Source organism: Geodermatophilus sp. URMC 63 (assembly GCF_053502565.1).
This window is the reverse complement of record NZ_CP199956.1, coordinates 4868068-4880548: the sequence shown is the minus strand read 5'-3', so window position 1 is coordinate 4880548 and position 12481 is coordinate 4868068. Positions and strand designations below refer to the sequence as shown.

Annotated in this window: 10 protein-coding genes and 1 riboswitch; of the genes, 3 read left to right on the top strand and 7 right to left on the bottom strand. The window is 75.5% G+C overall.

The genetic code is table 11. From position 1 onward, the window contains the following. Positions 1-9 precede the first annotated feature (9 nt). A complete protein-coding gene (locus ACWIZO_RS23690) occupies positions 10-1335 on the top strand; it encodes a class II 3-deoxy-7-phosphoheptulonate synthase (protein WP_448642994.1) in 1326 nt (441 codons plus the stop codon). After that, positions 1328-2338, top strand: a complete 1011-nt coding sequence (locus ACWIZO_RS23685; RefSeq protein WP_448640046.1) for a threonine aldolase family protein — start codon at positions 1328-1330, stop codon at positions 2336-2338. Before ACWIZO_RS23690 ends, ACWIZO_RS23685 begins: the two co-directional genes overlap by 8 nt. Positions 2339-2444: 106 nt before the next feature. Here the strand turns inward: ACWIZO_RS23685 and ACWIZO_RS23680 are convergent, their stop codons facing one another. From ACWIZO_RS23680 to ACWIZO_RS23665, 4 genes are all read right to left on the bottom strand, one after another. Next, positions 2445-3596: a S8 family peptidase gene (locus tag ACWIZO_RS23680; protein WP_448640045.1), complete on the bottom strand. Its 1152-nt coding sequence runs from the start codon at positions 3594-3596 to the stop codon at positions 2445-2447. A gap of 129 nt (positions 3597-3725) precedes the next feature. Further along, positions 3726-4610 carry a deoxyribonuclease IV gene (locus ACWIZO_RS23675; RefSeq protein ID WP_448640044.1) on the bottom strand — a complete coding sequence of 295 codons (885 nt, stop codon included), beginning with the start codon at positions 4608-4610 and terminating at the stop codon, positions 3726-3728. Further along, a complete protein-coding gene (gene pknB, locus ACWIZO_RS23670) occupies positions 4607-6604 on the bottom strand; it encodes a Stk1 family PASTA domain-containing Ser/Thr kinase (protein WP_448640043.1) in 1998 nt (665 codons plus the stop codon). The genes ACWIZO_RS23675 and pknB overlap by 4 nt, the downstream gene beginning before the upstream one ends. 203 nt (positions 6605-6807) lie before the next feature. Next, positions 6808-8265, bottom strand: a complete 1458-nt coding sequence (locus ACWIZO_RS23665) for a glycine hydroxymethyltransferase (protein WP_448640042.1) — start codon at positions 8263-8265, stop codon at positions 6808-6810. 26 nt (positions 8266-8291) lie between these two features. Continuing rightward, a riboswitch (ZMP/ZTP riboswitch) is annotated at positions 8292-8375 on the bottom strand. A 52-nt stretch (positions 8376-8427) separates the two neighbouring features. Here ACWIZO_RS23665 and ACWIZO_RS23660 point away from each other — a divergent pair. Next, positions 8428-8778 carry an Rv2175c family DNA-binding protein gene (locus tag ACWIZO_RS23660; RefSeq protein WP_446761275.1) on the top strand — a complete coding sequence of 117 codons (351 nt, stop codon included), beginning with the start codon at positions 8428-8430 and terminating at the stop codon, positions 8776-8778. A 79-nt stretch (positions 8779-8857) separates the two neighbouring features. Here ACWIZO_RS23660 and ACWIZO_RS23655 read toward each other — a convergent pair whose 3' ends face one another. Genes ACWIZO_RS23655 through ACWIZO_RS23645 form a run of 3 tightly spaced genes read right to left on the bottom strand, consistent with a single transcriptional unit; the run spans position 8858 to position 12410 of the window. Further along, on the bottom strand, positions 8858-9787 hold the full coding sequence (locus ACWIZO_RS23655) for a phytoene/squalene synthase family protein (protein WP_448640041.1): 930 nt from the start codon (positions 9785-9787) through the stop codon (positions 8858-8860). Further along, positions 9784-11274, bottom strand: coding sequence for a phytoene desaturase family protein (gene crtI / locus ACWIZO_RS23650; RefSeq protein ID WP_448640040.1), 1491 nt, complete (start codon positions 11272-11274; stop codon positions 9784-9786). The genes ACWIZO_RS23655 and crtI overlap by 4 nt, the downstream gene beginning before the upstream one ends. A 2-nt stretch (positions 11275-11276) precedes the next feature. Further along, positions 11277-12410: a polyprenyl synthetase family protein gene (locus ACWIZO_RS23645; protein ID WP_448640039.1), complete on the bottom strand. Its 1134-nt coding sequence runs from the start codon at positions 12408-12410 to the stop codon at positions 11277-11279. Positions 12411-12481 lie beyond the last annotated feature (71 nt).

Below are 12481 nucleotides of genomic sequence, written 5' to 3'. Positions count from 1 at the left end.
GCGTGAACGATCCCGCGCAGCCGACCCCCGGTCTCGACCGGTGGCGGGAGCTCCCCCGCCGCCCAGCAGCCGAGCTGGCCCGACCGCGGCGCCCTCGACGCCGTCCTGTCCACGCTGTCGAGCGTGCCGCCCATCGTGGCGCCCAGCGAGGTCGACGAGCTGCGCGGGCGGCTGGCCGAGGTCGCGCGGGGCAGGGCGTTCCTGCTGCAGGGCGGCGACTGCGCCGAGACCTTCGACCTCAACACCGAGCCGCACCTGCAGAGCACCACCCGCACGCTGCTGCAGATGGCCGTCGTCCTCACCTACGGCGCGAGCGTGCCGGTGGTCAAGGTCGGCCGGGTCGCCGGGCAGTACGCCAAGCCGCGCTCGTCGGACACCGACGCCCTGGGCCTGCCCTCCTACCGCGGCGACATGGTCAACTCGTTGGAGCCGGTGCTCGAGAAGCGCATCCCCGATCCCAACCGGCTGGTGCGCGCCTACGCCAACTCCGCGGCGGCGATGAACATGATCCGCGCCTACGCCCGCGGCGGGCTGGCCGACCTGCACGCCGTCCACGACTGGAACAAGGACTTCGTCGCGAACTCCCCGGCCGGCGTCCGCTACGAGGTCATCGCCCGCGAGATCGACCGCGCGCTGGCGTTCATGAAGGCCTGCGGCGTCGACGACACCGCGCTGCGCGGCGTCGAGCTCTACAACAGCCACGAGGCGCTGATCCTCGACTACGAGCAGGCGCTGCTGCGGGTGCACGAGGGCCGGCCCTACGCCTCCTCGGCGCACTTCGTCTGGATCGGCGAGCGCACCCGCCAGCTCGACGGCGCGCACGTGGAGTTCATGTCGCGGATCGCCAACCCGATCGGCGTCAAGATCGGGCCCTCCACCACCCCGGAGCAGGCCTCCGAGCTCGTCGAGCGGCTCGACCCCGACGGCGTCCCCGGCCGGCTCACCCTGATCAGCCGGATGGGCAACGGGAAGATCCGCGACGTCCTCCCCGGTATCGTGGAGAAGGTCACCGCCGGCGGCCACCAGGTCGTGTGGCAGTGCGACCCGATGCACGGCAACACGCACGAGTCGCCGACCGGCTACAAGACCCGGCACTTCGACCGCGTCGTCGACGAGGTCCTCGGCTTCTTCGACGTCCACCGGGCGCTGGGCACCTGGCCCGGCGGCATCCACGTCGAGCTGACCGGCGAGGACGTCACCGAGTGCCTCGGCGGGGCCATGGAGATCAGCGACGCCGACCTGGACAGCCGGTACGAGACCGCCTGCGACCCGCGGCTGAACACCGGCCAGTCCCTGGAGCTGGCGTTCCTGGTCGCGGAGATGCTGCGTGGCTGACCTGATCGACCTGCGGTCGGACACCGTCACCCGGCCGACGCCGGGCGTGCGCCGGGCCATGGCCGAGGCCGAGGTCGGCGACGACGTCTACGGCGAGGACCCGTCGATCCGGGCGCTGGAGGAGCAGGTCGCCGACCTGTTCGGCCACGAGGCCGCGCTGTTCGTGCCCTCGGGGACGATGGGCAACCAGATCGGCATGCGGCTGGTCTGCGAGCCCGGCCAGGAGGTGCTCTGCGACGCCGAGGCGCACGTGGTCACCTACGAGATGGGTGCCGCGGCCGCCGTCTTCGGCATCTCCACCCGCACCGTCGTCTCCGACGGCGGGCTGCTCGACGCCGACGCCCTCCTCGCGCAGGTCCGGCCGGGCGACGACTGGCACCTGACCGCGACCGCCGCCGTCGCCGTGGAGAACACGCACAACCGCGGCGGCGGCCGGGTGCAGCCCCTCGACCAGCTGCGACGGCTGTGGGACGCCTCCCGGGAGCGCGGGTTCGCCGTGCACCTCGACGGCGCACGGATCTGGAACGCCGCGGCCGCCTCCGGCGAGGACCTGGCCACCTACGGCCGGCTGGCCGACACCGCGTCGGTGTGCCTGTCCAAGGGCCTGGGCGCGCCGGTCGGCTCGGTGCTGGTGGCCTCCGCCGAGCGGATCGCCGCCGGCCGGCTGTGGCGCAAGCGGCTCGGCGGCGGCATGCGCCAGGCCGGCGTGCTGGCGGCGGCCGGGCTGTACGCCCTGGAGCACCACCTGCCGCGGCTGGCCGAGGACCACGAGCACGCCCAGGTGCTGGCCAAGCGGCTCGGCGTCGACCCGGCCACGGTGGAGACCAACATGGTCGTGCTCGACGACGTCGCCGCGCCCGTCGTCGCCGAGGCCGCCAAGGCGCAGGGCGTGCTGGTGTCGCAGGTGAGCGCGCGCCGGATCCGGCTGGTCACCTCCCTCGAGGTGGACCGGGCCGCGGTCGACCGCGCCGGCGACGTCCTGGCGGCCCTGCTCGACCGCTAGGCCGTGCACGCCGCCCGCCTGCGGCTGCTGCGCGGCGACGGTGCGCGCTGGTGAGCCCTGCGGTCCGCGAGGACTGCGCACCAGCGCACACCGTCGTCCGCGGGGATCAGTACGTGCTGTGCAGCAGCAGGTCCGGCGTGTCGGCGGGCTCGCCGGTGATCCGGCCCGCGGTCGCGCCGCCGATGACGGCCGCCGCGACGGTCGCGGGGGAGGCCGTCGGGGCGCCCTGCAGGTACAGCGCGGCGACGCCGGCCACGTGCGGGGTGGCCATCGAGGTCCCGCTGATGGTGTTGGTCGCGGTGTTGCCCGTGTACCAGGCGCTGGTGATGCCGACGCCGGGCGCGTACAGGTCGACGCAGGCCCCGTGGTTGGTGAAGGAGGCCGAGGCATCGGCCCGGTCGCTCGCGGCCACGGTGAGCGCCGTCGGCACGTCCGCCGGGGAGCTGGTGCACGCGTTCGCGCCGTCGTTGCCGGCGGCGACGGCGTAGGTGACCCCGTCGGCGATCGAGGCCTTCACCGCATTGTCGATGGCCGTGCTCAGGCCACCGCCCAGGCTCGTGTTGGCCACAGCCGGGGCACCGGTGGCGTGGTCGCGGGTGACCCAGTCGATGCCGGCGACCACGCCCGAGGTCGTGCCGCTGCCGTTGCAGTTCAGCACCCGGACGGGCACCAGCGTGACGTCCTTCGCCACCCCGTAGGTGGTCCCGCCGATGGTGCCGGCGACGTGGGTGCCGTGGCCGTTGCAGTCCTCGGTGGTGTTCTTGCCGCTGACCGCGTTGTAGCCGGCCCGGAGGCTGTTCGCGACCTCGGTGTGGGTCGAGCGGATCCCGGTGTCGACGACGTAGGCGGTCACCCCGGCGCCGGTGGCGGTGGCGGAGTACGTGGTGCTGAGAGGCAGGTCGGGCTGGTCGATGCGGTCGAGGCCCCAGGTGGCACCGAGCTGCGTGGCATCGGTGGCGAACACCTGGTCCCGCTCGACGGCGACGACGCCCGGGATGGCCGACAGCCGCGGCGCGGCGGCCTCGGGCAGGTCCACCGCGAAGCCGGTGAGCGCCGCGGTGTAGACGTGCCGGACCTCGCCGCCGAGGCCGCGGGCCCGCTCGGCGGCCCGTGCTGGGAGGGTCGAGCGGTCGACGGTCACGACGTAGGTGGCGCGGGGTCCGTCGGCGGGTGCGGCGGAGGCGGGGCCGGCGGGAAGGCCGAGGCCGGCGGCCGCGAGCGCGACGACGCCGACGGCCAGGGGGCGACGGGTGGGCAAGGACGGCTCCTCGGAGGGACGCTCCGCGGCCGGACGACCGCGGTGGGGTGCGAGCCAACGCGGCGCCCGAGCTCACCTCAAGTGAACGCGCGAAGCCGCAGGGTCACGACCGCGTATCGGCTCCGGGGATCACGCGGCGGAGGGGACCTCGGGGGCGGGGCGGCCGTCGCGCAGCGCGCAGAGCAGGGCGATGTCGCGCGCGTGGCCGCCGTCGGCGCTCGGCGTCTCCACGACCACCGGCACCCCGGCCACCGCCGGATGGGCCAGCAGCTCGGCGAACGCGCCGGCCCCGATGGTGCCCTCGCCGATGGTGGTGTGCCGGTCGCGCCGGGAGCCGCGCTCGTCCAGGGAGTCGTTGGCGTGCACCAGCCCGAGCCGGCCGGGACCCACGGCGGCCTCGAGGGCGTCCAGGGTCGCCGTCGTCCCTCCCGGGGTGGCCAGGTCGTGCCCGGCGGCCCAGGCGTGGCAGGTGTCGAGGCAGACGCCGACCCTCGGGTGCATGTCGAGTGCCGCGAGGTAGGGGCCGAGGTCCTCCACGGTGGCCGCCAGCGACCGGCCACCGCCGGCGGTCGGCTCGACGAGCAGCCGCGGGCCGTTGTCGGGCAGGGCGTCGAGCACCGGCAGCAGCCGCTCGCGCAGCTGCCGCAGCGCCGCCTCGTAGCGGTCCTCGTCGACGGCGGACCCCGCGTGGACGACGACGCCGTGGACGCCGAGCTGCACGCCGCGGGCGAGGTCGGCGGCGATCGTCTCGACGGAGCGGTCGACGGTGGCCGGGGTGGGGGAGCCGACGTTGACCAGGAACGGCGTGTGCACGAAGGCCGGCACCCCGCGCTCGGCCAGACCCTCGACGAAGGCGGCGTCCTGGCGGGGGTCGCCGGCGCTGCGCTTCCACCCGCTGGGGTTGCCGACGAAGACCTGCACGGCCTGCGCGCCGACCTCGTCGGTGTGGCGCAGCCCGCCGGTGGCCAGGCCCGCGGCCACCTGGACGTGCGCGCCGATGGGAGAGGCGCTCACCCGAAGCTCAGCAGCAGGCTGACCTCGGTGCGGATGTCGACGACGGTGCCCGCGCCCGGGCTCTGCCGGTACACGCGGTCGCCGGTGATGAAGGTCGAGGTGCTGTAGGTGAGGCCGGCGGACTCCAGCGCGGCGGCCGCCTCGCGGGCGCTCATGCCGGTCACGTCCGGCACGGTGACCTGCGGCAGGCCGACCGAGACCTGGATGGTCACCTCGCTGCCGAAGGGCGCCTTCTGCCCGGGTGTGGGGCTCACGGCCATGACCTGACCGGTGCCGACGTCGCCGCTGCGGCCCTCGGTGCGGGTGACGGTGAACCCCTGGGCCTCGAGGTTGTCCCGCGCGGCGTCCGGGCTCTGCCCGACCACGTCGGGCACCTGGACCGGCGCGCGGCCGCGGCTGACGACCACGGTGACCGGCTGGTCGCGGCGCAGCTCGGTGCCGGCCTCGGGGTCGAACCCGCTCACCGACCCGGCCGGGACGTCCTCGTCGTAGTCCTGCTGCACGGTGACCTGCGCGGGCACGTTCTCGGCGAGCCAGGCCTGCACCTCCTCCAGCGGCCGGCCGACCAGCTCGGGGTCGACGGTGAACCGCTCGGGCCCCTTGGACACGACCAGCTCGACGTCACTGCCGCGGATGGCCTCGCCGCCGTCGGGGTCGGCGGAGATGACGGTGCCCTCGGCGACGGTCTCGCTGAACTGGTCGTCGGCGAAGACCGGGTCCAGCCCCGCGCCCTGCAGCAGGTCGACGGCGGCCGCGCGATCGGCGCCCGCCAGCGCGGGCACCGTCGTCCAGCGGCCCGAGCCCTGCCACCAGCCGATCGCGCCGACGGTGACGGCGAGCAGCAGCACGACGGCCACCGCCAGGCGGGCGCGGCGGCGCCGGACGTGCTGCGGGACGCCGGGCCGCTTCAGCGTCAGGCCCGGGCGGCGTCCGGCGACGTCGGTGGTGGGGCCGGTGCCCATGCCGGGCAGCATGCTGGTGCCGCGGCCGCGCGAGGACCGGCCCCCGCCGAGCACCTCGGTGCCGGGGTCACCGCCCGGGCCGGGGTCGCTCGGGTGCCGCGGGCGGGTGGGCCGGTTGGTCGGCCGGATCGTGTCGGGGCCGGCGGAGCTGCGGCCGGTGGGCACCGGCACGCGGGCCAGGCCCAGGTCGGAGCGCACGTCCTCGAGGTCGGCGAGGAAGGCGCCGGCGTCCAGCGGCCGGACGGCGGGCTCGCGGCGCGTGGTGCGCGTGACCAGCTCGTCGACCTGCCACGGCACGCCGGGCACCTCGGCCGACGGCGCGGGGACGTCGTGGTGCACGTGCTGGTAGGCCACCGCGAGCGGCGTGTCGCCGCCGTAGGGCGGGTGCCCGGTGAGCATCTCGAACAGCACCAGGCCGGCGGCGTACACGTCGCTGCGGGCGTCGGCGCGGGCCCGCTCGAGCTGCTCGGGGGAGAGGTAGGCGACCGTGCCGATGAGCACGCCGCCGGTGTGGCTGGTCTGCCCGGTGCCGGTGAGCGCGCGGGCCAGGCCGAAGTCGGCGACCTTGACCGTGCCGTCGTGGCCGATGAGCACGTTCTCGGGCTTGACGTCGCGGTGGACGATGCCGGCGCGGTGGGCGGCGGTCAGCCCGGCGAGCACCGGCTCCAGGACGGCGAAGGCCTCGGCGACGGTGAGCCGGCCGCGGGCCTGCAGCAGGTCGCGCAGCGTGCGGCCGCGGACCAGCTCCATCACCAGGAAGACCAGGCCCTGGTCGCTGCCCTGGTCGCTGACCGACACGACGTTGGGGTGGCTGAGCATCGCCGCGGCCCGCGCCTCGCGGGTGAACCGGTCGACGAACGTCGGGTCGTGGGCCAGGTGCTCGGCCATCACCTTGACCGCGACCGTGCGGTGCAGGCGCAGGTCGGTGGCCGCGTAGACGGTGGACATCCCGCCACGCGCCAGCCGCTCCTCGAGGCGGTAGCGCCCCTCGAGGACCAGGCCGACCACGGGGTCGGTCACGGCGGTGTCCACGGGGCCGAGTGTAGGAGCGCAGGCCCGCGCGCCGACCCGTACACGCGGGCCGCCCGGACCTCGCCCGGACCCCCCGCACCCTCCCGTCACACCGGTCACGGGAGGACGGTGACGATCAGGGAACCTGATCGTGGAGCGTCCTCCCTCACCGTGGGACGTGAGGGAGGACGCTCGATGATCAGGTCACCTGATCATCGCGGCGGTCACGCCAGGTCGAGGCCCGGGTAGAGCGGGTGGGCGGCCACGAGCTCGGCGGCCGCGGCGCGGGTCTTGTCGGCCAGGCCGCCGTCCACCACGTACTTCGCCTTGGACGGCGACCCGTCCCGCGTCGTCGTGGGGCTGGTGTTCGACAGCACCTCGACGATGAGCTCGGCGGTGCGGTCGAACTCGGCGGCGCCGAAGCCGCGGGTGGTCAGCGCCGGGGTGCCCAGCCGGACGCCGGAGGTGTACCAGGCGCCGTTGGGGTCGGCCGGGACGGAGTTTCGGTTGGTGACGATGCCGGCGTCCAGCAGCGCGGACTCCGCCTGCCGGCCGGTGAGGCCGAAACCGGAGACGTCGAGCAGCACGATGTGGTTCTCGGTGCCGCCGGTGACCAGTCGCGCGCCGCGGCGGGAGAGCCCCTCGGCCAGGGAGACGGCGTTGTCGACGACGGCCTGCGCGTAGGTGGCGAACTGCGGGCGGCGCGCCTCGGCGAAGGCGACCGCCTTGGCGGCCATGACGTGCGGCAGCGGCCCGCCGAGCACCATCGGGCAGCCGCGGTCGACGGCGTCGGCGTACTCGGGCTGGCTGAGCACGAACCCGCCGCGGGGGCCGCGCAGCGACTTGTGGCTGGTGCTGGTGACCACGTGCGCGTGTGGCACCGGGTCGAAGTCGCCGGTGAAGACCTTCCCGGCGACCAGGCCGGCGAAGTGGCTCATGTCGACGATGAGCGTGGCGCCCACCTCGTCGGCGATCTCCCGCATCCGCGCGAAGTCGACCTTGCGCGGGTAGGCGGAGTAGCCGGCCATCAGGATCAGCGGGCGGAACTCGCGGGCGCGGGCGGCGACGGCGTCGTAGTCCAGCAGCCCGCTCTCCGGGTCGGTGCCGTAGGAGGACTGGGCGAACATCTTGCCGCTGATGTTGGGGCGGAAGCCGTGGGTGAGGTGGCCGCCGGCGTCCAGGCTCATGCCGAGCATCCGCTGGTCGCCGAGCGCGTGCCGCAGCGTCGCCCAGTCCTCGTCGGTGAGCTCGTTGACGTGCCGGACGCCGGCCTGCTCCAGCGCCGGGGCCTCCACCCGCTGGGCCAGCACCGCCCAGAAGGCGACGAGGTTGGCGTCGATGCCCGAGTGCGGCTGGACGTAGGCGTGCGGGGCGCCGAACAGCTCGCGGGCGTGCTCGGCGGCCAGCGCCTCGACGGTGTCGACGTTCTGGCAGCCGGCGTAGAAGCGGTGCCCGACGGTGCCCTCGGCGTACTTGTCGCTGAACCAGTTGCCCATGGTCAGTAGCACCGCGGGGCTGGCGTAGTTCTCGCTGGCGATGAGCTTGAGCGAGTCGCGCTGGTCGGCCAGCTCGGCGCCGATGGCGTCGGCGACGCGGGGCTCGACCTCGGCGATGACCTGCAGCGCGCTGCGGTAGGCGGTCGAGGCGGCGGCGCCGTCGAAGGAGGGGGTCACGTCGGTCATGGGTGGGCTCCTGCGCGGTCGGTGGTCGGCTCTGCCCAGGCGCCCGGCGGGGGAGTGCAGGCCGCTCCCCGGTGGTGCCCCACCTCGATGCGCCAGTCACGGCCCGCGCCGATCCTAGCCCGCTCCGGCGGCGGCCTCCCGGGGCGACCTAGGCTCGGATCCATGGACGCCGACGTCACCAGCGACGCCATGCAGACCCTCACGCCCGCCGAGGTGGCCGCGGCCCTCGGGGTGTCGCCGAACAAGGTCCGGCAGCTCGTCCGCGAGCGCAAGCTCCTCGCCGTCCCGGGCAGCGGCAACAGCCGCATCCCGGCCGACTTCCTGCAGGACGGCGCCGTCCTGCGGCACCTGCCCGGGCTGATCACCGTGCTCCGGGACGGCGGGTTCAGCGACGCCGAGGTCTTCGAGTGGCTGTTCCGCGCCGACGAGTCGCTGCCCGGCACGCCGGTCGAGGCGCTGCGCAACGACCGGCACACCGAGGTCACCCGCCGCGCCCAGGCCCTCGCCTTCTGACCCCCGAAGTACCTTCTGACCCCCCCAGGTACGGGAAGCGATGCGCACGTGTCGGCCCTCGGCACGTGCGGAGAGCTTCCTATGCCTGGCGTGACCGGGTCCGGAGGCGGACGGCCTGGGCGCTCGCGAGCCGGCGGGCGAAGATCCCCAGCCGGCGTGGCTTGGACACCGTCACCCGGCGGTCGAGCACCCGGTGGTCGGCGCGCTCGATCTCGGTGAGGATGCCGCCGTAGAGCGCGGTGGCCGCGCGCACGCAGTCGCGGGACTCCGGCGCCAGCATCGGCGTCCCCGGCTCGGCGTCGTCGTAGCGGCGCCGCACGATCGCGACCATCTCCTGCATGAGCGCGCGGAACCGGGCGTCGTACCGCTTCTCCTGCAGCTGCTCGCGGGTCACGCCGTGCGCGGCCATGACGTCGGCGGGCAGGTAGACCCGGCCGCGGTCGGCGTCCTCGGCGACGTCGCGCAGGAAGTTGGTCAGCTGGAACGCCTCGCCCAGCGCGATCGCGTGCGGCGCGGCCTCCTCCCGCGCGACGCCGGGCGCGGTGCCCAGCACGGGCAGCACCTGCAGGCCGATCACCGACGCCGAGCCCCACATGTACCGGTCCAGCGCGGCCATGTCGGCGTACCCGGTGACGGTGAGGTCGCTGGTCATCGCGGCGAGGAAGTCGACGAGGTGCTCGACCGGGATCCGGTACCGGCGGTAGGTGTGCACCGTGGCCAGCCGCACCGGGTCGTCGGACCAGCCGGCCTCCAGCTCGGCGAGCAGCGCCCGCGACCAGTCGGCGAGGTCGGCCTCGGGGTCGGCGCCGGGGTGGTCGACCAGGTCGTCGGCGGTGCGCGCGGCGGCGTAGAGCGCGTGGACCGCCGGCCGGCGGTCGGCGGTGAGCAGCCGGGTGGCCAGGTGGTAGCTCTTGCCGTGCTCGGCGTTGACCGCCGCGCAGTACCGGTAGGCGGCGTCGAGCCGCTCCTGCCGCTGCGCCTGCGTCAGCGGCCGCTCGGTCGCCGTCACCGCCGGGGACCCGTGATCCGCTGGGCGGCCAGCCGGCCGCTGATGACCACCATCGGCACGCCGACGCCGGGCTGCACCGACGAGCCGGCCAACACGACGTTCTCCGGGCCGCGGCGGGGCAGCGTCGGCGTCCGGAACGGCCCGGTCTGGCCGAAGGTGTGCGCGAGGCCGAAGGGCGTGCCGGCGGCCATGCCCTGCCGGGCCCAGGTCCGTGGGGTGTCCACGTGCTCCACCTCGATCGCGTCGGTCAGTCCGGTCCAGCCGCGGGCCTCCAGCGTGCGCAGCACTTCCGCGCGGTAGCGGGGCAGCAGCGCGTCCCAGTCGATGGTGGGGTTGCCGCCGCTGTGCGGGTCGAGGTTCGGCGTCGGCGCCACCACGCTGAGCACCTGCCCGCCGGCGGGGGCCAGCGACCGGTCGGTCACCGAGGGCGTGCTCACCAGCAGGCTGGGGTCGCTCATCGGCCGGCCGTCGCGGGTGAGCTCGTCGAACACCTGCCGCCAGGCCGCACCGAAGCTGATCGTGTGGTGCGCCTGGCCGGGCAGCTCGTTCCGCACGCCGAGGTGCAGGGTCACGCAGGACGGCGAGTACACCGGCCGGCGGCGGCGCGCGAAGCCGGGCACCAGCTCCTCGGGCCGGTCGACGGTGACGACGACGGCGTCGGCGGGCAGCCGCTCGCCGCCGGCCAGGCACACGCCGGTGACCCGCCGGCCGCGCAGCTCCAGCTGCTCGACGGCGGCTCCGTAGCGGAACACCACCCCGGCGTCCTCGGCCGCGGCGGCCATCGCCCGCGGCACCGCGCCGATCCCGCCGACCGGGTGCCAGACGCCGGCGCCGATGTCGAGCTGGGCGATGACGGCGTAGGCGGCGATGGCCCGGTACGGGCTGACCCCGGCGTAGAGCGCCTGGAAGCTGAACAGCCGCCGCAGCCGGTCGTCGGTGAAGAACCGGGCGACGTGGCTCGACAGCCGGCCGAACCCGCCGCGGCGGGCCAGCGCGACCAGCTCCGGGCCGAGCAGATCCAGCGGGGTGTCGAGGTTGCGGTCGATGAAGGTCGCCATCTGCAGCCGGTACAGCTCGGCGAGGTCGGCCAGGTAACGGCGCAGCGCGGCGGCCTCGGCCGGGCCGGCCAGCGCCTCCACCTCGGCGGCGAAGCGGTCGACGTCGGCGTGCACGTCGAGGTGCGAGCCGTCGGCGAACTGCGCCCGGTAGGTGGTCTCCAGCGGCACCAGCTCGAGCCGGTCCTCCAGCCGCTCGCCGACGGCGGCCAGCGTGTCGGCCACCAGCTCCGGCGCGGTGAACACCGACGGGCCGGTGTCGAGCACGTAGCCGTCGCGGGCGACGACGCCGGCGCGGCCGCCGGGGCCGTCGCCGCGCTCGACGACGGTCACCTCGCGGCCGGCGCCGCGCAGCCGCAGCGCCGTCGCCAGGCCGGCGAGGCCGGCGCCGACGACGACGACGCGGTCGGTGGGTCCGGGGACGGTGCGCACGCTCAGGCGGTGCGCGCGGTGGCGGCGACGGCGAGCGCGTCGAGGGCGGCGCGGGCCTCCCCGGCGATCGGCGCGTCGGCGATCGCGGCGCGGGCGGTGGTGGTGCGCTCGGTGATCCGCTCCTCGACGCGGGCGCGGGCGCCGGTGTGCTCGATGAGGCCGCGCAGCGCGTCCAGCTCGTCGGCGCCGCAGTCGGGGTTGCCCAGGCACGTGCGCAGGAGCGCCCGCCCCTCCTCGTCGGCCTCCTCCTCGGCCAGCGCGATGAGCAGCGTCTGCTTGCCCTCGCGCAGGTCGTCGTCGGCGGACTTGCCGGTGACCGCCGGGTCGCCGAAGACGCCGAGGACGTCGTCGCGCAGCTGGAAGGCCTCGCCCAGCGGCAGGCCGATCGCGGTGTAGGCGTCGGCGGCGCGCGGGCCGGCGCCGGCGATCGCCGCGCCCAGCTGCAGCGGCCGCTGCACGGTGTAGCCGGCGCTCTTGTACCGGGCCACGGTGAGCGCGCCCTGGGCGCCGGGCAGGCCGCCGGCGGCGCGCAGCAGGTCGAGGTACTGCCCGGCGGTGACCTCGGTGCGCATGGTGTCCCACACCGAGCGGGCGCGGGCCAGGGCGGGGGCGCTGATGCCGGAGCGCCGCAGCAGCTCGTCGGACCACACCAGCGCGAGGTCGCCGACGAGGATGGCCGCGCCCACGCCGAAGGCGTCGCCGTCGCCGGTCAGGCCGCCGTCGCCGTGGTGGGCGGCGAACCCGACGTGGGTGGCCGGCCGACCGCGGCGGGTCAGCGCGCCGTCCATGACGTCGTCGTGGACGAGAGCGCTGGCGTGCACGAACTCCAGGGCGGCGACGGCGCGCAGCACGGCGGCGTCGTCCTCCAGGGGGCCGGGAACGTCCTCGGTCACGCCGCGCCAGCCCCAGTAGGCGAAGGACGGGCGCAGCCGCTTGCCGCCGTCGGCCAGCGCGCACACCTCGTCGACGACCCGGGTGAGCGCCGGGTCCATCGCGGCCAACGTGCTGCGCTGCTCCTCGAGGAACCCGGTCAGCGCGGCCGAGACCGCGCCGCGGACACGCCCCAGGTCGGCCGCCGCCAGCGACGGGGCGAGGGGGCGGACCACGGACTCGCGCTGCGCCGTCCCGTTGATCACGGGACCAGTATCGCCCCACCGGGTCGTGCGCGGCCTGCTCAGGGGGTGGGGATGGGTGCTCAACGGGCCTC

What these genes read in the sequence shown, in the direction of transcription:
- ACWIZO_RS23665 (WP_448640042.1), bottom strand. Translation starts at nt 8,265, where the DNA reads ATGACCGACGTGACCCCCTCCTTCGACGGCGCCGCCGCCTCGACCGCC.
- ACWIZO_RS23660 (WP_446761275.1), top strand. Translation starts at nt 8,428, where the DNA reads ATGGACGCCGACGTCACCAGCGACGCCATGCAGACCCTCACGCCCGCC.